Raw genomic sequence first — 21285 nt, forward strand, 5'->3', positions numbered from 1 at the left:
GTTATTCTCCTTTTATTTACAGGTGTTTATGACCTTCTGCTGCGGGGCATCCCCGGCGCAGCAGGGCTTTCACGGATAGGGGAGCCGGAGCTCAGGCCTGAACCAGGTGGAATGCGAAGCCGCCGATCTCGTCTGCAAAGTAGCAGGCGATGGTCTTGCCGTTCTTCACGACCTTGCTGTCCAGATCGAACTTGGCACCGCGCTGAGACAGGTGATAGATGGCACGATCCACGTTGTTGCAGCCGATGGCGATGTGGCCATTGGTGCCGCGGCCGACCTTCTTCATGATCTCGAACTCCTTGTTGCCGACGAAGATGCTGGAGTTGCCGGGAGCGACCTTCATGTTCAGCAGGCTGCCGATGAGGTTTGCCAACTTCATGGCCTCTTCCTCGTTCTCGGTGTTGATGCCAATGTGCATCAGCTTCAGACCCAGCATGGTGTCAACAGCTTCCTTGCTCTGAGCAGTGATCTTTGCCCAGTCGCCGGCTTTGATCACGTCGCTCTTGCACATCCAGGTGCCGCCCACAGCGAAGATCTGGTCATAGCCCAGATAATCGTTGACGTTCTTTGCGTTGACACCGCCGGTGCACATCCAGCGTGCGCTCTTCAGGGCAGCGCCGATGTTCTTCAGCATGCCGACACCGCCGTTTGCCTCAGCGGGGAAGAACTTCAGGGCCTCGCAGCCCATGTTCATAGCCTGCTGCATCTCGCCTGCAGAGCAGGTGCCGGGCATCATGATGCCGCCCTTGTCGATGACGTGCTTGCAGACTTCGGGGTCGAAGCCGGGAGCAACGATGAAGGATGCGCCTGCTGCCATTGCACGGTCAGCCTGCTCGGTGGTCAGGACAGTGCCTGCGCCCAGCAGCATCTCGGGCATCTCCTCGTGGATCTTGCGGATGCACTCCTCAGCGCATGCGGTACGGAAGGTGACCTCAGCTGCGGGCAGACCGCCGTCAGCCAGAGCCTTGCACAGGGGCAGGGCTTCATCAACGCTGTTAAAAGCGATAACAGGGATAATGCCGATCTGATAGACCTTTTCTACGATGGGATTCATAAATGCATTTCTCCTTTTAGTTTGAACTCTCTTGGTGCGCGTGGGCTGCCGTTTGGGCATGGTACACCCATCGTGCGCTTGTAATATTAGTATAAACGACGGAAACAAGTTTGGTAATGCTCAACAAGCACAATGTTTTGCATAAGAGCTTGTATACATTGCACAAAAATGACGAATGACCTGAAAAGCAGGGCCGTTTTGCCCCGGTTTGCTCAGATGCCGAGCCTGCCGAACAGCTCTGCAACGCCGTCGTGATCGCAGTCGGCTTCGCTCACAATGCTGCCAATGGCCTTGATCTGGGGCATTCCGTTGGCCATAACAGCGGCGATCCCTGCCTTTTCCAGCATGGCGCGGTCGTTCTCGCTGTCGCCCACGGCAAGGGTGTTCTCGTGGGGGATGCCCAGCAGGTCGGCCAGAGCCAGCAGGGCACTGCCCTTATCCACACCGGCAGCGGTCACTTCAATGTTATCCGGCGAACCCTGCACCACGGCCACGCCCGGGATAGCCTGAAACTTTGGCAGGGCAGCGGCGGTCTTTTCGGTGCTGTCGAAGAACATGCACAGTTTTTCGATCTCGTGCGCATGGCGGGACATCCAGCTCTCGATGCCGGGAATGACGGTAAAGCGGCCGTCGGTCAGGTTCTGCCGCGCCTCGGAGGAGAGAAAGCGGGCGGTGCGGGAGGTGAGCTTTGCAATGCCCTCCGGAGTCTTGATGGCAAGGCCGTCGCTGAATACGCTCAGCTCGCCATCGTACTGCTGGAACAGGTCAAAAGCTTCCCGTGCCACTTCTGTCGGCATCAGGCGGTGCAGCAGGCAGGCGGGTTCGCTGGTGTGGCGCTGGGCAGCGTTGGCATAGCGGCTGTGCACAGCACCCATGGGGTCATCGCCAAGGTCCCACACGGCGGCACCGTTGGAGGTGATGGCATACCGGATGCCGGGCAGCTTTGCCACAACAGGCGGCAGGCTGGCCAGCGGGCGGCCTGTGGCGGGCACCACCACCACGCCATGCTCTACAGCGCGGGCAATGGCTTGACGGGTGGCAAGGGTGACCTCGTTGTTCCGGTTCAGCAGGGTGCCGTCCAGATCCAGCGCGGCAAGGCGGACAAGGGGAAAGCTTTGCAACATAATGGCTCCTTTTATAATAGGTACGCTCAAAAACAGAGCGCAAGTTTACAACACTCTTTTTATTTTATCGCACCGGAAAGATTTGCGCAAGATGGCGTGATGTGGTATAATCATATCTTATCACATTGAAAATATAGGAGAAATACCATGAATCCCAAACAATTGTGGAGCCGGCGCCGCCCGCACCTGTGGTTCCAGCTGTACTGGGTGGTGTATCTGATCTGGTTCTTCTGGCTGGATCTGACCATCAAAGATCCCAAATATATCATCCACGCCCCGCTTGATGACCGGATCCCCTTCAATGAGTGGTTCATCTTTCCGTATTGCAGCTGGTTTGTGCTGCTGGCTGGTGTGACGGCCCTGCTGTGGTGGTGCGACACCCAAAGCTACGATAAGCTCTGCCTGACCATGTTTTCCGGCATGACCTTCTGCCTGATCCTGTACATGCTGCTGCCCAACGGTCTGGATATCCGCCCCACAGTGGATGCGGTGGGCCGCAGCAACATTGCAATGAGCATCATGCAGCTGATCTGGAGGGCGGACGCCTCGGTCAATGTGTGCCCGTCCATCCATTGCCAAAGCTCGGCCTGCATGGCACTGGCGTTCAGCCACAGCAAGCTGGCAAAGGAGCGCCCGGCCCTGAAAATTCTGGCCTGGGTGTGGGCTGCACTGATCTGTGCGTCCACCGTGTTCACCAAGCAGCACTCCATTATTGATGTGGTGTGCGGTCTGGCCGTAGCCTTTGTGTGGGTGCCGGTGGTGTACCGTTCCGCTAAAAAGTAAACGCAGCAAAAGCCCTTCACCCGGAGGGCTTTTGTGCTGCCATGGGGCCTGTCTTGACAAAACAGAGAAAAATGTTGGCGATTTTTAGTTGCAGCCACACTTGACAGCCGCCCTGTGGTTGGGTAATATGGTCTTGATAACTTCAATACTAGTATATCAATTTTTGCTTTACACCGGAGGTTGAAGGGAGAGAGACCACATGCCATTACTGAGTGCGCGCGAAACGGCATACCAGACGATCCGCAGCCGGATCATCACGATGGAGCTGAAGCCCGGTGATCCGCTGAATGACCGGGAGCTGGCCGAAGAGCTGGGCATCAGCCGCACGCCCATGCGGGAGGCTTTGCTGATGCTCAATCTGGCCCGCATGGTGGACATCAAACCGCAGAGCGGCACCCATGTGGCACCCATCAACCTAAAGTTGATGGAGATGGAGCAGTTTGCCCGCTATACACTGGAAAAAGAGATCCTGAACCGGCTGCGCGGCCGTGTGACACCCCGGCAGGAGGAAGAATACCGCAGCAACATTGAGACATACCGTGTGCTGGAAGCGGATATGAGCCAGCCGGACCGCACTGCCCGTATGCTGGAGCTGGATAATGCATTCCACCGCAAATCCTTTGAGTTGTGCGGCATGGAAGCTCACTACGACCACATGCTGGCCAGCCTGCAGCATGTGGAGCGCATCCGCAAGTTCAGCCTGCTGACCGAGGAAAACAAGTCGGTCTGCTCCTCGCACACGGCAATTCTGGAAGCACTGCTGCACGGCAGCGCGGACGACGTGAGCGAAGCGCTGGAAAGCCACCTGAGCCGGTATAAGCAGTCGGTGGCGCAGGCCCGCAGCGTCCACCCGGAATATTTTATTGATGAATGAACTTGAGGGAGAAACCGCTGGAAGAGGGCAGGTTCCTCTTTTTTGCATAAAATATAAAAAAATTGAATTACTTGAATCACGTTATTGACCAAAACAGCGTTTTGCGGTAAAATCGAGGTGCAACAGGCATGGTATCATGCCGGTTCCCGACGCAGTGTGCCGTGGGGCGCGGCTGTGCGATCCCTTTACAGAATAAGGAGGTCTTAAGCAATGAAGGCCAAACGATTGATAGCTCTTGCACTGGCAGCAGTGTTCATGCTCAGCGCGGCAGCAACGCCGGTGTTTGCCGCAGCAGCTCTGCCGCAGGAAAATGCAGCGCTGGAGCAGCAGAATGATATGGTTTCCATCCGGCTCAAAGCCACGGGCGACCTTGTTTATGGCTCCAACTACAAGCTGGAGGTGCAGACCAACCCTGCCGATACCCAGTATATCGGTGTTGTGGTGGGCGTTGGCGGCGAAGCGAATGGCTATGTGACGCTGGTGCTGTCGGATAAGATCCGCACGCTGCTCAAGATGATCCCGCTGCCCAAGAAGATGTCCAAGACACCGGATCAGGCAGAGGAGTTCAATGTGTACAGCTACCTCAAGCAGCTGATCGACGGCAACGATGTCAGCGTGCTGCTGCGGGTGGCCGATGAGGCCGTCTCGGTGATGGATGTACTGCACTTCTATGTGCCTACCATCGATCAGGTGTCCAACGGCCTGCGCCTTGCGCTGAACCTGATCCGCAAGTATCTGCCGGAGGGCGCGTTCAGCCGCATTTATCTGGACGAGCAGCCGGTGGATGCCGGCAACTATGTGGCCGGTGCACTGGCGCTGGAAAGCAGCGATATGAACACCGCAGGCTTTGCCATGTTCAAGATCAAGCCCAAGACAAACGGCGTGCGCATGTACTGGGCACAGCAGGCCGAAAAGCCCATGACCGCCGAAGAGCTGCAGAGCTTCAATGAAGCGGCTGTGCTGGAAGTGGATGGTCAGGTGGTGCCCACCGATAAGATCCGCTACAGCTACAAGAAGTCCGGCTGGGGCTGTGATGCCACCAGCGAGCTGCCCACAGAGCCGGGCACCTATGTGCAGACGGCAGAGATCGGCGGCAATTACTCCTGCAGCAAGATCAGCCGCAACATCACCGTAAAGTGATGTCGTAAAGCAAAAACAAGACCCCGCACCAGAAGGTGCGGGGTCTTGCTGTATCTTATGAGAAAAACGGGATCACATGCGGAAATGGAAGCCCCAGCCGCCGCAGCAGCAGTTGCAAAGCAGGTTCAGCAGGATCATGCTCCAGCACCACTGCATCAGGCCGCCGGGGCTGGTGTAGGTGGCCTGTGTGGTGCGGTAGGTCTGGCCGGGGTTCTGCATCCGGCGCAGGTGCATCTGGTACTCGGTGTTGCCCGGGTCCAGCTGCACGGCACGGCGGGCATCCTGCAGCGCATCGATGCGGTTGCCCAAGCCCTGATTTGCGAGGGAGGACAGATAATACCACCGGGCATTGCGGCCGGTCATGCCGTCCAGCACGCGGCGGGCCTCCGCATAGCGGCCATTGGCCACAAAGTTGCGGGCGGCCTGCATCTCCGGGCTGTCGGAGCCGGAATAGCTTGCGCCCTGCTGGCCGTAACCCTGCTGGTAGCCGCCAAAGCCAAACCCGAAACCGAACGGGTCAAAGCCATCGAATCCGTCAAAACCGCCGTAACCGTTCTGATAACCCTGCTGCTGGTAGTTCTGCTGGCCGTAACCCTGTTGTTGGTAGCTGCCGTAGGGATTTCCGCCCATCTGGGGGCCGGTCTCGCCCTTGGTAATGGCATCGTAAGCCGCCTGCACTTCCTTGAAGTGCTCCTCGGCGGTAGGATCGTTGGGGTTCAGGTCCGGGTGCCAGCGCTTGCACTTGGCGCGGTATGCTTTTTTGATCTCGTCATCGCTTGCGCCGCGCGAAACGCCCAGCACCTCATAGGGGTCTCTCATGGATATACTTCCTCACGTCTCATTTCGCGCAGCCACAGTGCCGCGCAATGTTTATAGTCTACCGTATTGCCGTGGAAAAATCAAGACAAAGCCGCCATTCAGCCACGGCTGCGGGCCTGCTTGGCTGTTTTGCAGTTGTATTTGAGCCATACGCCGGAGTAAAGGATGTTGCGCAGCAGGTCTGCGTCCTCCACGCAGGGCAGGCGTTCAAAGCTCTGGGCACACTGCGCCAGCAGCAGCTCAAAGATCTCTTTCATCTCTTCCTCATAGCCGGGCTGCTGACTGAGTACTTTCAGCGGATTGTAGGCCCCCTTGCGCTGGTCATGCTCCAGATCGTCATAGGCATCCAGCAGGTAGATGAACTTGCCCAGATGGAAGCCGATGCTGCGCAGCTCCGGCGACCAGTGATCCTGCCGGTAGTCGAACAGCTCTGCCATCAGCTCGCCAAAGCAGCCGGACACGGCATCCAGATCTTCGCTCCCGGCAGCTTCATATTCTGCCAGCCTGTCCAGACAGGTGCGGATGGCGCTGCACTGACGGGGCCAGCGGCTCTCGGCAGCCTGCTTACAGCCGGTAAGCAGCTTTTCATATCCAAGGCCCAGCAGGCTGCGGTCGTCCTTCCACTTATCCTCGGCGTTGTAGTAGTGCAAGGCTACGCTCAGATCTGCACAGTAATCGGTGGGGGAGGCTGCCCGCCATTCCACACCGCCCAAGGGGTGGATGGGGCACCGGTCGTGGCCGGAAGAAGCTTCGGTCTCGCCCTCGTACAGGCTGCACAGCAGCAGGTTCAGGAAGGTGAGGTCATAGCTCAGCGTAAAGCGGCCCCGCAGGCCGTGCAGTGCGTCGATGCGGCGGCACAGCCCGCAGTAGGCGGTGCGGTATCGCTTTTGTGCTTCGTCCGAAAGCGCAGCCTGATTGGGCACAACATAACCAAACATGGCCGCTCAGCTCTTTTTGATGAACTGGGTGCCGCAGCGCGGGCAGGAGATCTGGATGCGGCCGCGGCCACGGGGCACACGCAGCTTCTGACGGCACTTGGGGCAGCGGTAGTAGTGGTAGAGCTTGCGGTTGGCCCACTGATCCTTCAGACCGCGGAACTTACGGTCTACGCGGTCCTTCAGAGCATAGTACTGGTAGTTCTCCTCCGTGCGCTTGGAAATGTTGCGGCTGAGCGAGCGGTAGTAGCACAGCACCAGCAGCACCAGACCCAGCCATGTGAACAGGCTGAAGCGGGTGAGCAGCGAGATCAGCAGCAGCACGATGGACGCGATGCTCAAAAACTGGTTCAGGCCATCGGTACCGTAGCGGCCGATCATAAACTGACGGAATTTTTCTCTCATAACTCCTGCATCCTTTGTTTTGGAATCAAAGCGGGCGCGCCCGCCGTTATTTTACAGTTCTTAGGATACCAGTCAACCATGATGAAATTTTGAACAGAGTGCAAATCTATCATGAAGGGACGGAAATTAAGCTTCCCGGCAACGGATGGTCACCACGGCATCGGTATCCAGCGCACCTTCCATGCGGCAGTGCAGCACGGCGCGGCCCGCTTCGCCGGTGGTGGCAAGGTAGGTGCCCGCCATGCCGCCGCGCAGCGGCACCACGCTGGGACCAATGATCTTCAGCGGGCCGTCCACGCTCAGCTGAACGGCTTCGCCGCAGTAGGGCAGCAGGCTGCCGTTCTGGTCGATGGCGCGCAGGCTGACAGCGGCGCAGTCCCAGGTGGGGCCGTCGGTGAGGATGGGGTTGTGCACGGTGCATTCCAGCCGGACGCTCTGCACCGGTTCCCGCACCACGGTGCGCACGGTGCGGCCATGCCACACGGCTTCAAAACGGTAGGCTGCGCACGGTGTGCCCAGCACGCCGATGTATTTGTAATACATGCGGGCTACCTCGTTCCAGCTCAGCCGCAGCGAAAGCATCCGCGCCTTGGAAAGCGGCGAAAGCTCCATGGCATCCCGGCGCATCTCGTTCAGGATAGCGGCTGTCATCTGGGCGGAGGCCGGGTCCATGCCCTCGTACTTTTCCAACAGAGAACCTACAAAATCGTTGATCTCAATGGGCGGATGCGTCATGGCGGCAAAACGGCCGTGCCGGTCAGGCGTGAACTCGGCAATGTAGTCGTTGCCGCGGTACAGCCGTACGCTTTCGGCGTTGGTGAACACCCAGCAGGCCGTGGGAACGCCGCCGGGCAGGTCGCCCAGTGCCATGCCGGAAGAGACTTCCAGCACGATGTCCGAGGGGGAACGCGGCGTTTTCTGGCTTGCATATACCGCCGCCGAAAGCTTCGGGTTGCGGAACATATCCATCACACCGTGGTAGCAGATGCGGTCGCCGCTGCCAAATTCCCGGTGGGTGTTGTAATCGGCCATGCACCAGCCAAAGCTGCCGGCCACGCCCTGCTGCGCAATGGAATCGTTGATCCCGGCGGCATAGCGCAGAGCCTGCACCAGCCGGTGGGTCTCGTCGTCAAAGGGCTTGGTGGGCAGCTGCTGCCCGCCGAACTCGCTGATGAGGTAGCCCTTGCGGGGATCGGAAGTCACCGCGGCGCGGGCTTCGCAGGCGGCACCGCGCCCACGGTAAGAGTAATCGTTGTAGGCGTAAACATCCTCCAACAGCTGGCTCTTGCGGTGGTTCCGCGCGCCTGCCGTGGGGCGGGTGGGGTCCAGCCGGTGGATGGCCTCGTTGGTGCGCTTATAAAATGTTTCGTCGTCGGCGCTGCCGTTCACACGGGCACCCCACAAAAAGATGCTGGGGTGGTTGCGGCACTGGCATACCATCTCGCGGCAGTTCTGCAAGGCCTGCGCCTTCCAGCTCTCGTCGCCAATGTACCGCCAGCCGGGCATCTCGGTGAACACCAGCAGGCCCAGCTCATCGCAGGCATCCAGAAACGCAGGGCTCTGGGGGGAATGGCTGGTGCGCACCGCGTTGCAGCCAAGGTCTTTTTTCAGGATCTGAGCATCCAGCCGCTGGATGCTGTCCGGCATGGCATAGCCCTGATAGGCGTAGCTCTGGTGGCGGTTCAGGCCCCGCAGCTCCACGCGTTGACCGTTCAGGTACAGCCCGCCTGCCACGAACTGCACGGTGCGGAAGCCGAAGCGGATGGTCTTTTCGTCCAGCACACGGTCCGGCAGACCGGCAGAGCCGGGGCGGATCAGCTGTACGGTGAGGGTGTACAGGGTGGGATGCTCGATGCTCCACGGGTGCACACCGTTCAGCACGCCGGTGATGGGCAGGGAAAGCTCGCCACTGTAGGCGGCGCGGCTGCCGGAAGGACTGCGGATCTCGGCCTGCAGTGTGCAGCCCACCGTCTCACCCACGGTGGAGGTATAGATGCGGAAATCGCCCTCGGCCTTTGCCTCGATGAACACATCCCGCAGGTAAGCAGGCTCCTTGATGTCCAGACTGACGGCACGGTAGATGCCGCCGTAGGTCAGGTGATCGATTTGCCCACCAAAGGGCGGAATGTTCAGATCCTCACGGCTGTCGCAGCGCACAGCCACCACGTTTTTCTGACCCAGATGCAAAGCGCTGGTCAGATCTACCGTGAAGGCGGTGTAGCCGCAGGCGTGGTGGAACAGCCGCCGCCCGTTGCAGAACACGGTCGCGTCATGGGCAACAGCACCAAAGGTGAGCAGAACAGTGCGGCCTGCCCACTCTCTGGGTGCAAAAAACTCCCGCCGGTAGCCGCACAGGCACTGGTATTCATTTTCGTTGCAGTAATTGTAGGGCAGCACCCGCACAGTGTGGGGGATGCGCACCGGTTCCAGTTCCAGTCCGCACTCCGGCCGCACCAGTGCCGGGTCGAACCGGGGCGTGAACAGCCAGCCTTCGTTCCAATCGTAGTGTTCCATACAAGGGTCTCCATCCTGCTAAAATCACTTTACATCTTATAGTAACACAAACTTATGAACGAAAAAAGAAGCGGAAGGCGCTTTGAAAAAGGTTTTTTGCTGTTTTTGGCACGAAATGGCGTGGACTGCAAAGAAAAAGAGGCTCAGAGCAGCTTACGGACTGTTCTGAGCCTTTGGATCAGAAATTGATTTTCCGATCAGCGGATAAAATTGGTCATGGGGCGCTTGGGGTTCTGCGGGTGTTCAAAGCCTGCGGCCCTGCCTGCTTCGATGCAGTGCAGCAGCCATGCCATGTTGCGGCCCAGCTCCTGCATTACGGCGCAGCCCTCGGCATCCTGCAGCACCTGCTCGGCATTGGAGCCGTGCACCATGGCCCAGTAGGAGCCGTTCACCAGCGGCATGTGGAAGAACTGCGGGTACTTTACCAGCTGGTCCAGCGTGGTGGTGGTGCCTGCACGGCGGGCCGAGCAGCAGATGGCGGCGGGCTTGTAGGCCAGATATCTGCCGCCCGCGTAGGACAGGCGGTCCATGAAGCTGGTCATGTTGCCGGATGCGGATGCATAGTGCACCGGGCTGCCGAACACGAAGCCATCGGCAGTTTTGGCCTTCTCGATGGCCTCGTTGACCACGCCGCCAAACACGCAGCCGTTGCCTGCGGCACAGCCGCCGCAGCCGATGCAGCCGCCCACGGGTTTGCCGCCGACATGCAGGATCTCGGTGTCCACACCGGCGTCGTTCAGTTCCTTTGCGATGAGGGAAAGGGCGGTATAGGTGCAGCCCTTTTCGTGGGGGCTGCCGTTGATGAGCAGAACTTTCATGCAGATACTCTCCTTTTTGGTGTCCAGAATGCGCCGCAAAAGCCCGGCGCTGCCGGTTTTATTGTAGCACAAACCGACAGACGGCGCAACGCGCGGCCCTTGACAAGAATATGCAGTTGGGTGATAATAAAGTGATACAAAAACGTGTTTGCAGCCGCATCTTCCGGCTGCAAGGAGGAGGAGAGAGAACATGCGCGTGATCGCAGGAGAAGCCCGGGGCCGCAGTCTGGAGGCCCTGCCGGGAACAGATGTGACCCGGCCCACCCTTTCGCAGGTAAAAGAGGCGATGTTCAGCATCGTCCAGTTCGACCTGCCCGGCGCACGGGTGCTGGACCTGTATGCGGGCAGCGGCCAGCTTGGCATTGAAGCACTGAGCCGCGGCGCGGCGCGCTGCGTGTTTCTGGACGAGAACCGCGAGGCAGTGAATATCATCATGCGCAACTGCAAGGCCTGCGGCGTGTTCGACCGCAGCCGCGTCAATATCGGCGAGGCTGCGCGGTATCTTTCCGCCTGCCGGGAGCAGTTCGACATCGTACTGCTGGACCCGCCCTTCCGCAATGGTACGCTGGAAAAGATCCTGCCGGCGGTGGACAAGTGCACCGCACCCGGCGGCATCGTGCTGTGCGAGAGCGAGACGGGCATCGTGCTGCCGGCCGAGGCAGGCGGCCTGACCCTGCGCAAGCAGTACAAGTACGGCAGAGTGCTGCTGTGGAAGTACACAAAGCCCATGCAGCCGGCCGGTGATGAGCAGAAGGGAGAAGCACTATGAACGTGAACGAACTTTTGGATACCATTGAGGATGCACTGGAGGAAGGCGCAAATGTCCCTCTGTCCGGCGGCAAGAAGATCGTGGACGTGGAGCAGATCCGTGATCTGCTGGACGAGATCCGCGCAAACCTGCCCGGTGAGCTGCGGCAGGCCCAGCAGATCGTGAACGACCGCGCCCAGATCGTGGAAACGGCCAACGCGCAGGCACAGGTCATCGTGAAAAAGGCGGAGGAAAGAGCCCGCATCCTGACCAGCGAGGCGGAGATCGTGAAGGCGGCGCAGCAGCGTGCCGCGGAGATCACCACCGCAGCCCAGAATGAGGTGCGCACCCTGCGCCAGACCGTGACGGACTACTGCGACAATATGCTCCGCAACACCGAGGAGACCATGGTGGAAAATGCGGCACAGGTGAAAAATGTGCGGGCAAATCTGCGCCAGAATGCCAAGAAAAACGGATAAACTGCGGCTGCATGATGTGACACCGCAGCAAAAGCGCCAGACAGTCGGGCAGAGAGGCTCTGCACCCACAAGCTCACACACAAATTACACATCCCCGGAATAACAAAGTCCCTGCAGGCAAAAATGACGGCTGACAGGGGCTTTTTTTGTTACATTTTGCGGGAAAAACGGAAACGGAAACCCTTGCATTCAAGGGCTTGATTTGCTACAATAAAATTGTGTCATCGGGTGAAAGCGTGCACTGCGCGCACAGCCCTTTGATGTACAAAGCCATGAACGAAGAAAGGAGGCCGTACCGATGGAACTTGAAACACAAGCAGCCTTTGACCCGGCCTCGTTTGAGCATATCCCGGTCCTGCTGAACGAGTGTCTGGAGGGTCTTGCCATTGACCCGGCTGGCACTTACCTTGACGGAACGGCGGGCGGCGCGGGACATTCCCGCCAGATCGCCCTGCGATTGGATGCGGCAAAGGGCGGACGCCTGATCTCGCTGGATCAGGACCCGGATGCTGTGCAGACCGCGCGTTCCCGTCTGGCGGGCCTGCCCGCTACGGTGGTGCAGATCAACTTCCGCTATGCGGGACAAGCTCTGGAAAGCCTTGGCATCGACAAGGTCAACGGCGCGCTGCTGGATCTGGGCGTTTCCAGCCATCAGCTGGACGATGCGGCCCGCGGCTTTTCCTACCGTGCGGATGCACCGCTGGACATGCGGATGAGCCAGCAGGGCGAAACGGCAGCGGACCTTGTGAACACCGAGAGCCGCGAAGAGCTTGCACGCATTCTGCGGGATTACGGCGAAGAACCTTTCGCATGGCAGATCGCGGGCAGGATCGTGGAGGCAAGGGAGAATTCTCCCATCGAAACGACCCTGCAGCTGGCAGACATCGTGGCCAGCGCCATGCCCCCGGCGGAACGCCGCAAAAACAAGAACCCTTCCCGCCGCACCTTTCAGGCGCTGCGCATTGCAGTGAACCATGAACTGGATGCGCTGGAAGAAGGCTTGGATACCATTTTCGATCATCTTGCGCCGGGCGGCCGGCTGTGCGTGATCACCTTCCACTCGCTGGAGGACCGGCTGGTGAAGAACAAATTTCGCCGCTGGTCCACCGCGTGCACCTGCCCGCCGGAGTTTCCGGTGTGCGTATGCGGCGGCAAAGCCAAAGCGAAGCTGATCACCCGCAAACCCATTGAAGCAAACAGTCAGGAATTGGAAGAGAACCGGCGCAGCCGGTCCGCCCACCTGAGAGTTTTGGAAAAATGCTGAACGGCAGAAGCCGTTGTGTGAGGAGGAGAGCAAACCATGGGTCAGGCAGCATATGATTATAACGCGGTACGCCGCAGAAAAGCCCCGCAGACACAGCGCAAGGCAGATCTGCGGGTAGCAAAGGGCGGCAAGCGTCGGCTTTCGCCGCTGCAGGCAGCGGTGCACAACGCCATGCATCTGGTAGCAGCAGCACTGCTGGTGGGGTTTGCCATCAGCCTGCTGTGGAGCGAGTCCAAGCTGGTGGAGCTGAACGACCAGATTCAGGACGCAAAGGCTCAGCTGGTCAGTGAGCAGAGCCAGTATACTTACTATAACAGCACCCTGAACAGCAAGACCAACATCACCAGCGTGGAAGAGACGGCCGGCAGGCTGGGCCTGATGAAAATTGATCAGAGCCAGATCACCTACATCCGTTTGGGCGAGAGCGACACGCTGGAGCGCACCCAGTCCGCTGTGCGGCAGTGGACCGACTTTATCTACAACGGTGCCGTGAACATTCTTGGCACTGTAAAGTGAACCAAATACGGGAAAGCGTGCGGCAGCGCACGCTTTTTCGGTTTATACACCCTGTTTGCAGGGCAGTTCCAAATTTGACAAAAGCGCGGCAGAAGGCAGCAAATGCCCGCTGCCGCAGGAGCATACCATGTGGAAATTCTTCCGAAAATTCATCAAAAAAATAAAAGGCCCCTGGCCGGAAACCAGCACCGGTGCCCGCATGAACCCCAGAACCAGTCTGATCTGCGGCGGTCTGGCCCTTGTGGTCATGGGCCTTGCTGCGGCCCGTGTGACCTACAGCCTGTATGATATCCAGATCAAAAACGGCGACACCTACCGCCAACTGGCCGCAAAGCAGCAGCTGCTGGATACCACCATCAAGGCCACCCGCGGTGAGATCTACGATACCTCCGGCATCACGCTGGCCTCCACCAGCGTGGTGTGGACCATCTGGGCCGACCCGGACAACAGCAAAATCTTATATACCACCACCGGCAAGGATGGGGAGGCGGCGCGCACGCTGGACACGGCCATGTGCGCCGAGGTCAGCCGGGAACTGACCCTGCGCCTGCTTTCCGGCGACGGCGAAAGTCTGGACGCGGTGGACACTTCCTCGGAAGCGTACCAGACCCAGTACCAGAAGGTTTACGATGCACTTTCCAAGATGGACACCAAGTATCAGGTGCTGGCCACCAAGGTGAACAACGCTGTCAAGCTGTCCATCGAATCCTACGTTTCCCAGTTCAACAAGGCACACAAGCGTGCCACTGAGACCTCCCGCAAGGGCAACATCTCGGTCGGCAGCGAGAAGAGCTTCCAGCGCAATTACCCCTACGGAGCGTTTGCAGCGGCAGTGCTGGGCTTTACCGATGCGGACGGCATTGGTACTTACGGTCTGGAAAAATCCTATCAGTCCACGCTGGCCGGTGTGGATGGCCGCACCATTACCCAGCGCAATGCCTACGGCAACGCCATTGCGGACGAGAATGCCACCACCTTTGCAGCCAAGGATGGCTCCAATCTGGTGCTTTCGCTGGATGTGAATGTGCAGGAGATCGTGGAACGGTATCTGAACGAAGCCATTGCAGCCAACACGGTGGAAAACCGCGGCTGCGCCATCGTGATGAACGTCAAGACCGGTGCCATCCTTGCCATGGCTTCCAAGCCGGATTTTGACCCCAACGACCCGCTGGACTACAGCGCAAATCTGGATTACCTCAACGAGCTGGTGCGCGCTGAGCCGGAGCTGTACGGCATCTACAAAAAGGATGAGAACGGCAACGAGCTGAAGGATGCAAACGGCAACCGCATTCTGGACGAGGAGGGCGATTACTCCGGCTACTTCCGCGATATCCAGTGGAAAAACAAGGCCATCACCGAGTTGTACTACCCCGGCAGTGTGTTCAAGGTGATCACCTCGGCCATGGGCGTGGACTCCGGCCTTGCAAACATCAACACCACCTTTACCTGCGCCGGTGCTTACGGCGTGGCAAAGGAGACCTACCACTGCGCAGGCCACAAAGCCCACGGCACCATCACACTGGCCGAAGCTCTGCGCCAGAGCTGCAATATCTACTATATCCAGCTGGGTCAGCGCGTTGGCTCCCAGACCTTCTATAACTACTTCGATGCCTTTGGCTTTACCAGCCGCACCGGCGTGGACCTGCCCAGTGAGACGGGCTTCATGCAGTATTATAAGGCCAACCAGCTGGGCGAAGTGCAGCTGGCTTCCTCGGCCTTTGGTCAGGCAATGGCCATCACCCCGCTGCAGATGTGCACCGCTGTGGCCGCAGCCGTCAACGGCGGCTATCTGGTCACGCCCCATGTGGTGGATAAGATCACCGATGCAAATGGCAACGTGATCGAGGAGATCGGTGCCAATGTGCGCCGTCAGGTCATCAGCGAGAGTACCAGCAATGTGATCCGCCAGATCATGGAATATGAGGTGGGCAACGGCACCGGCGGCGGCAAGTATGCCTATGTGTCCGGCTACCGTATCGGCGGCAAGTCCGGCACTTCCGAACAGTTGAACATGGACCGCCGTGCCGACGGCGACTACAAGAAGGTGGCATCCTTTGCCGCTGTCCTGCCCGCCGACGACCCGGAGATCATCGTCTATGTGATGCTGGATGACCCCAACAACGCCAGAACGGACTACTCGTCCCTGCTGGCAGCGCCCGTTGTGGGCAACATCATCAGCGAGATCGCACCCTACCTTGGCATTGCCGCCGACGGCGAGGATCGCAGCCAGACTGTGGTCACTGTGCCGAATCTGGTGGGCACCGAGTGGAGCAGTGCGCAGGTGCAGCTGAACATCAAGGGCCTCAGGCATCAGCTGGCCGAAAGCACCACCAGTCAGGCGGCAGCAGCTGTCACCTACCAGTATCCGCACGCGGGTGCAAAGGTGGCCTACGGCACCACCGTGTACCTGTATACCGATACCTATGAGGGCAGCCATACCGATGTGCCGGATGTGACCGGCAAGAGCGCGGACTTTGCCCGCCAGATGCTGTCTGCCGCCGGATTGAACTGTGTGGTGGAGGGCAATGCGAACGGCACTGTGCAGGCCCAGAGTGCAGACCCTGGTTCCAGTGTGCAGCGCGGCACCATCGTGATCATTACCTGTGGGTAACAAGAACCCTCTCAGGCGCTTGCGCGCCAGCTCTCCCGAAGGGCGAGCTTTATGAGTGGGCACGGTAAAGTGAATCTTCTGAAGAACTGCACTTTATCGTAAGATGCAAAAGAGCTCCCCTTTCGGGGGAGCTGGCAATGCCGCAGGCATTGACTGAGAGGGTTTTACAAGATAAAAGAGAGGGGACATGAACAATGGAAAAAATTTCTGCAAGCAAGCTTCTGGCAGGGCTGGTGCCCGCAGACTTCATCCGGGAAGAGGTGCAGGTGGAACTGGTGACCACCGACAGCCGCGAGGTGCGGCCCGGCTGCATTTTTGTAGCGTTCCCGGGTGAAAAATTTGACGGCCACGATTTTGCGGCCAAAGCACTGGAGAACGGTGCTGTTTATGTGGTGGTGAACCACCCGGTGGAGGGCGTGCCTGCGGAAAAGGCCATCCTCTGCCCGGACAGCTACCATGCCATGATGGTGATGGGCGCGAACTACCGCAGCCAGTATCACCCCAAGATGGTGGGTGTGACCGGCAGCGTGGGCAAGACCACCACCAAGCAGATGACCTACGCCGCCCTTGCAGGCTTTGGCGAGACCATCAAGACTGAGGGCAACCAGAACAATGAACTGGGCATGCCCCGCACCCTGATGCGGCTGGAAAGCAGCACTGAGTATGCCGTGATCGAGATGGGCATGAGCCATGCGGGCGAGATCGACCGTCTGGCCCGGGCCGCACGCCCGGATGTGGGCATCATTACCTGCATCGGTGTGTCCCACATCGGCAATCTGGGTAGTCAGGAGAACATCTGCAAGGCAAAGCTGGAGATCTGCAACGGTCTGCCGGAGGGTGCACCGCTGGTGCTGAACTATGATGATAAGTTCCTGCGCGCCGCAAAGCTGCCCGCCCACGTGAAGCCGGTATGGTTCAGTCTGGCAGATGAGAACGCTGATGTGTGTGCACTGTCCATCCGGCAGGAAGAGGACGGCATGAGCTTTGTGCTGGAAGATCAGGAAGAGGGCACCTTTGTGGTCAAGATCCCGGCCATGGGCAAGCACAATGTGGCAAACGCTCTGGCTGCCTACTGCGCCGCCACCCGCTTGGGCTGCGACCCGCGCGGTGTCATCAAGGGGCTTTCCAATTTTGAGCAGACCGGCCGCCGCCAGAAGGTGGTGCACAGCAAGGGTGTTACCGTCATTGAGGATTGCTACAATGCAAACCCCGACAGCATGAAGGCCGCGCTTGCCATGTTTAAGGAATTCCCCTGCAAGCGCCGCTTTGCCCTGCTGGGCGATATGCTGGAGCTGGGCGAGCTGTCCCGCGAAGCCCACGAGGAGCTGGGCCGTCTGGCTGCGGAGAGTAATCTGTACTGCCTTGTGACCTACGGCGAAAACGCAAAGCGCACGGCTGTGGTGGCTGCGGCCAAGGGGGTCAAGACCCTCCATGCCAACAACTACCGCGAGGCAGCGGATGCTCTGCTGAACCGGATAGAGCCGGGCGATGCCCTGCTGGTGAAGGCAAGCCGCGGCATGGCGCTGGAAAAAGTGCTGGAAATTTTCTACGCAGAGCAGAAAGATGCCGAAGAATAACCCTTTGGCATGAATTTGGAGATTGAAAAATGATTCGTTTCGCCTTGGTCGTCGCGTCGGTGCTGGGTTTTGTGCTGACTGCGGCGCTCGGCAATATGATGGTGCCGCTGCTGCGGGAGCTGCAGCGTGCGGCACGCGGTACACAGCCGGACAGCGATGACCCGGACAGCCCGGTGCCTACCATGGGCGGGCTGTGCCTGATGGTGGGCACCCTTGCCGCTGTGGGCGTGGGCTGGCTGGCCGCATGTGCTGCACAGCCTTCCCTGCTTGGCAGCGACCGGCAGATGACCTCCCGCCTGCTCATTGCACTGCTGGGGTCGCTGGCCTTTGGCGCAGTGGGGCTGGCCGATGATCTGGCCCGCATCCGCGGCCGCTACCCGAACGGTTTGGGCCTTGGCCTGCGCCGCACACAGCGCCTTGCACTGGAATGCATCGCTGCAGCGCTGGTGCTGGGCCTGCTGGCACTGAACGGGTGCCTGCCCACAGGGCTGATCCTGCCGGGAGCAGGCTATGTGGAATGTGCGCTGGCACCGCTGCTGTGGGCTGTGCTGCTGGTGGCGATGGCCGAGGCGGCCCGCGTGGCCGACGGTGCCGACGGCACGGTGTGCGGCGCGGCCTTTGCGGCCATGCTGGGCCTGATGATGCTGGAAACACAGCTGGGCTGGTTTCCGCTGGCAGTATTCCCGGCGGCACTGGCCGGTGCACTGATGGCCTTTCTGCTGTGGGATTTTCCACCGGCAAAGCTGCACCCCGGCCGGTGCGGCTGCTTGTATGCAGCGGGAGCCATTGGCTGCATTCCGCTGTGCATTGGCTACGCAGAGCTGAGCATCCCGCTGGCACTGCCCTTCTGGGTGGAGGGCGGCATGGTGGTGCTGCAGGTCCTGTTCTGCCGCTGGAAGGGCAGGCCGCTGTTTGCGGCGGCACCGCTGCACCGCTGGCTGGAAAAGCGCGGCATGAGTGCAGTGAATATTTTTTACAGCCTGTGCGCACTGAGCGTGTGCGGGCTGGCGCTGGCCGTGCGTCTGGCACGCTGGGTCTGAGCGCCTGATTCTGAAAATAAGGGGGCGTGGCAATGGCAGCCACCCGCAGACAACATAAAAACCAAAAAGAAAGTGCATGGGCGCCGCCGCTGCAGCGGGACCCGGGACCATGGAACCGGCTGCTGCTCAACTGGCTGGCAACGCTGGCCATTATCATGGTGTTCGGCCTTGTAATGCTGTACAGCGCAAGCTACACCACCGGCTACCTGCGCATGGGCGACAGCCTGCACTACATCAAGCAGCAGGCTATCTGCATGGCCATTGGCATTGGCTGTATGGTAGTCATGAGCTATGTGGATCACCGCTTTCTGCGCTGGGCGAGCAAGCCGCTGTACTGGGTGGTGCTGGCCATGCTGGCCGTCACGCTGACCTTTGCACCGCTGAACGGCTGCCGCCGCTGGATCCGTCTGGGCGGCCTGACTCTGCAGACCTCTGAGGCGGCAAAGTTTGAGATGATCCTGCTCTCGTCCCATCTGGCGGCAAGTGCGCCGCAGATCGGCCGGTTCAGCCCGTCGCTGAGAGAAAAAGTCAAGCCAAAGGATTGGCTGTTCATCCGCATCGTAAGGCAGCTGATCGTGCCGGTGCTGCCGCTGGTGCCGGTGGTGTTGCTGCTGTTTTTAGAGCCGCACATGTCCGGCATCCTGCTGACCACCGCCATCGTGGGCACCATCCTCATGCTGACCGGCTGCGGCGGTGTATTGACATGGTGCGGGGCCGCAGCGGCGGCTCTGCTGCTGAAACCGGCCCTGACGCTGGTGGAATCCATTGGCTATCTGCAGGACCGCCTGAACACATGGTCCGATGATCTGGAAGCGCTGAACGACCAGACCAAGCAGAGCTTGTACGCCATCGGCTCCGGCGGACTGAAGGGCCTTGGCCTTGGCAACAGCGTGGAAAAGCAGCTCTGGCTGCCGGAAAGCACCAACGACTTCATCTTCAGTGTGGTGTGCGAAGAATTGGGCTTCATCGGTGCGGTGCTCATCATCGTGCTGTTCATGCTGCTCATAGCGCAGGGCCTGATGATCGCCTATAAGGCCGAGAACCAGTTCTGCACCATGGTGGGGATTGGCATTATGGCGCAGATCGCCTGGCAGGTGTTCTGCAACATCGCTGTGGTCACCAACACCATCCCGAATACCGGCATCAGCCTGCCGTTTTTCTCGTCCGGCGGCACCAGTCTGATCTTGCTGCTGGCAGAAATGGGCGTGATGGTGAACATTGGGCGCAACGGAGAGCGGGCGGCGCAGCAGAGGGCAGCGGCCCACGCACAGCGGCAGGCTGCAAAGGCTCAGCGTGATGCGGAGCTGAAGGACCGTACCATCAATCTGGACGATGCCCGCCGTGCGCGCAATGAACTGTAACGACTGTTTTGAGGGCGCAGGCCAGTGGGGAGCTCCCCGATGGCCTGACCAGATGCACTAATAATAGAGGAGGAATCGTCATGCGAGTTCTGATCGCTGCCGGCGGCACTGCCGGCCATATCAACCCGGCACTTGCCATTGCAGGTGCTATCAAAAAGGCAGACCCTTCTGCCGAGATCCACTTTGCCGGCCGCAAGGAGGGCATGGAGTACCGCCTGGTAGGACAGGCGGGCTATCCCTTCCACCATATCGAGATCACCGGTTTCCAGCGCAGGCTGTCGCTGAACAACATCAAGCGCAACATCGTTACGCTGTGGAATCTGGCCCTCTCTGGCCCCAAGGCAAAGGCCATTATGAAGGAGGTCAAACCCGATCTTGTGATCGGCTGCGGCGGCTATGTGTCCGGCCCGGTGGTGCGCTGTGCCGCCAAAATGGGCATCCACACCGCCATTCATGAGCAGAACGCCTTCCCCGGCGTGACCAACAAGCTGCTGGCACCGGATGTGGATCTCGTGTTTGCCGCCGTGCCTGCTGCTGTGGAAAAGCTGGGCGCACCTGATAAGACCATCGTGGTGGGCAATCCGGTGCGCCCGGAGGTGTTCACCAAGGCAAAGGACCGCGATGCCATCCGCGCTGAGCTGGGCGCGGGCGACCGCACGGTGATCCTTTCCTTCGGCGGCAGCCTTGGCGCACGCCGCGTCAACGAGGTGGTGGCCGACCTGTGTGCATGGGAACAGCACGAGAAGAAGCCGGTGCTGCATCTCCACGCTACCGGCCAGTACGGTGTGCAGCTGTTCAAGGATCTGGAAAAGGAAAAGAACTTCGCGGAAGGCGACGGCCTTGTGGTGAAGGAATACATCAACAATATGCCGGAACTGCTGGCTGCGGCAGACCTTGTCATCAGCCGCGCCGGTGCGCTGACGCTGGCCGAGCTGGAAGCTGTTGGCCGTGCAGCCGTGCTCATCCCCAGCCCCAATGTGGCTGAGAACCACCAGTACTTCAATGCCATGGAACTGCAGAAGGCCGATGCCGCTGTGGTGATCGAGGAAAAAGATCTGACCGGCGAAAAGCTGGTGAGCACGGTGTCCGACATGCTGGCACAGCCCGGCAAGCTGGCTGAGATGGGCAAAAATGCCCGCAGCCTGTCGGTGGATGACAGCCTTGACCGTATTGCAGACGCTTTGATGAAACTGGTGCAGAAGTAAAACAAAACCTAAACCGGA

The 21285-nt window shown here is 59.5% G+C and carries 19 protein-coding genes; 12 read left to right on the forward strand and 7 right to left on the reverse strand.

Features of this window, described 5'->3' with window-relative positions; genetic code table 11:
- Positions 1-91: 91 nt before the first annotated feature.
- Together eda and ACGHUK_RS02025 are read right to left on the reverse strand one after the other, a co-directional pair.
- Complete coding sequence (gene eda, locus ACGHUK_RS02020) at positions 92-1054, reverse strand: bifunctional 4-hydroxy-2-oxoglutarate aldolase/2-dehydro-3-deoxy-phosphogluconate aldolase (RefSeq protein WP_154260708.1); 963 nt, start codon at positions 1052-1054, stop codon at positions 92-94.
- 212 nt (positions 1055-1266) lie between these two features.
- Positions 1267-2178, reverse strand: a complete 912-nt coding sequence (locus ACGHUK_RS02025; protein ID WP_223388218.1) for an HAD-IIB family hydrolase — start codon at positions 2176-2178, stop codon at positions 1267-1269.
- A gap of 147 nt (positions 2179-2325) precedes the next feature.
- On the opposite strand from ACGHUK_RS02025, the gene ACGHUK_RS02030 reads away from it, so the two are divergent.
- The 3 genes from ACGHUK_RS02030 (at position 2326) to ACGHUK_RS02040 (ending at position 4975) form a co-directional block, all read left to right on the forward strand.
- Positions 2326-2961, forward strand: coding sequence for a phosphatase PAP2 family protein (locus ACGHUK_RS02030; protein WP_005944050.1), 636 nt, complete (start codon positions 2326-2328; stop codon positions 2959-2961).
- 199 nt (positions 2962-3160) lie between these two features.
- The gene (locus ACGHUK_RS02035; protein WP_337679883.1) at positions 3161-3835 is read left to right on the forward strand and encodes a GntR family transcriptional regulator; all 675 of its coding nucleotides are present in this window, start codon (positions 3161-3163) and stop codon (positions 3833-3835) included.
- Between the two features lie 210 nt (positions 3836-4045).
- A complete protein-coding gene (locus tag ACGHUK_RS02040; RefSeq protein WP_120120856.1) occupies positions 4046-4975 on the forward strand; it encodes a hypothetical protein in 930 nt (309 codons plus the stop codon).
- Between the two features lie 72 nt (positions 4976-5047).
- Here the strand turns inward: ACGHUK_RS02040 and ACGHUK_RS02045 are convergent, their stop codons facing one another.
- The 5 genes from ACGHUK_RS02045 to ACGHUK_RS02065 form a co-directional block, all read right to left on the reverse strand.
- Entirely contained in the window at positions 5048-5794 is a 747-nt protein-coding gene (locus ACGHUK_RS02045) for a J domain-containing protein (protein WP_154255515.1), read from the reverse strand.
- Positions 5795-5892: 98 nt separating this feature from the next.
- Positions 5893-6732 carry a DUF5685 family protein gene (locus tag ACGHUK_RS02050; protein ID WP_097774335.1) on the reverse strand — a complete coding sequence of 280 codons (840 nt, stop codon included), beginning with the start codon at positions 6730-6732 and terminating at the stop codon, positions 5893-5895.
- Between the two features lie 6 nt (positions 6733-6738).
- The gene (locus ACGHUK_RS02055; RefSeq protein ID WP_005944061.1) at positions 6739-7134 is read right to left on the reverse strand and encodes a hypothetical protein; all 396 of its coding nucleotides are present in this window, start codon (positions 7132-7134) and stop codon (positions 6739-6741) included.
- Between the two features lie 126 nt (positions 7135-7260).
- A complete protein-coding gene (locus tag ACGHUK_RS02060) occupies positions 7261-9648 on the reverse strand; it encodes a glycoside hydrolase family 2 TIM barrel-domain containing protein (RefSeq protein ID WP_390574766.1) in 2388 nt (795 codons plus the stop codon).
- A 197-nt stretch (positions 9649-9845) separates the two neighbouring features.
- The gene (locus ACGHUK_RS02065) at positions 9846-10466 is read right to left on the reverse strand and encodes a flavodoxin family protein (RefSeq protein WP_390574768.1); all 621 of its coding nucleotides are present in this window, start codon (positions 10464-10466) and stop codon (positions 9846-9848) included.
- A 190-nt stretch (positions 10467-10656) separates the two neighbouring features.
- Between ACGHUK_RS02065 and rsmD the strand changes: the two genes are divergently transcribed.
- The 9 genes from rsmD (at position 10657) to murG (ending at position 21267) form a co-directional block, all read left to right on the forward strand.
- The gene (gene rsmD / locus ACGHUK_RS02070) at positions 10657-11235 is read left to right on the forward strand and encodes a 16S rRNA (guanine(966)-N(2))-methyltransferase RsmD (RefSeq protein ID WP_249237384.1); all 579 of its coding nucleotides are present in this window, start codon (positions 10657-10659) and stop codon (positions 11233-11235) included.
- Positions 11232-11693: an ATPase gene (locus ACGHUK_RS02075; protein WP_249237383.1), complete on the forward strand. Its 462-nt coding sequence runs from the start codon at positions 11232-11234 to the stop codon at positions 11691-11693. Before rsmD ends, ACGHUK_RS02075 begins: the two co-directional genes overlap by 4 nt.
- Positions 11694-11991: 298 nt before the next feature.
- On the forward strand, positions 11992-12957 hold the full coding sequence (gene rsmH, locus ACGHUK_RS02080) for a 16S rRNA (cytosine(1402)-N(4))-methyltransferase RsmH (protein ID WP_390574771.1): 966 nt from the start codon (positions 11992-11994) through the stop codon (positions 12955-12957).
- A gap of 36 nt (positions 12958-12993) precedes the next feature.
- Entirely contained in the window at positions 12994-13473 is a 480-nt protein-coding gene (locus ACGHUK_RS02085) for a hypothetical protein (RefSeq protein WP_005944079.1), read from the forward strand.
- A 127-nt stretch (positions 13474-13600) separates the two neighbouring features.
- Positions 13601-16084: a penicillin-binding transpeptidase domain-containing protein gene (locus ACGHUK_RS02090; protein WP_390574774.1), complete on the forward strand. Its 2484-nt coding sequence runs from the start codon at positions 13601-13603 to the stop codon at positions 16082-16084.
- Between the two features lie 194 nt (positions 16085-16278).
- Positions 16279-17661: a UDP-N-acetylmuramoyl-tripeptide--D-alanyl-D-alanine ligase gene (gene murF / locus ACGHUK_RS02095; protein WP_390574776.1), complete on the forward strand. Its 1383-nt coding sequence runs from the start codon at positions 16279-16281 to the stop codon at positions 17659-17661.
- A gap of 29 nt (positions 17662-17690) precedes the next feature.
- Positions 17691-18701, forward strand: coding sequence for a glycosyl transferase family 4 (locus ACGHUK_RS02100; RefSeq protein ID WP_390574778.1), 1011 nt, complete (start codon positions 17691-17693; stop codon positions 18699-18701).
- Positions 18702-18733: 32 nt separating this feature from the next.
- Positions 18734-20062, forward strand: a complete 1329-nt coding sequence (locus ACGHUK_RS02105; protein ID WP_390574781.1) for an FtsW/RodA/SpoVE family cell cycle protein — start codon at positions 18734-18736, stop codon at positions 20060-20062.
- Between the two features lie 80 nt (positions 20063-20142).
- Positions 20143-21267, forward strand: a complete 1125-nt coding sequence (gene murG / locus ACGHUK_RS02110) for an undecaprenyldiphospho-muramoylpentapeptide beta-N-acetylglucosaminyltransferase (RefSeq protein ID WP_097774340.1) — start codon at positions 20143-20145, stop codon at positions 21265-21267.
- Positions 21268-21285: the final 18 nt, after the last annotated feature.

Origin of the sequence: Faecalibacterium sp. i25-0019-C1 (assembly GCF_042854225.1) — a bacterium.
GTDB lineage: Bacteria > Bacillota > Clostridia > Oscillospirales > Ruminococcaceae > Faecalibacterium > Faecalibacterium taiwanense.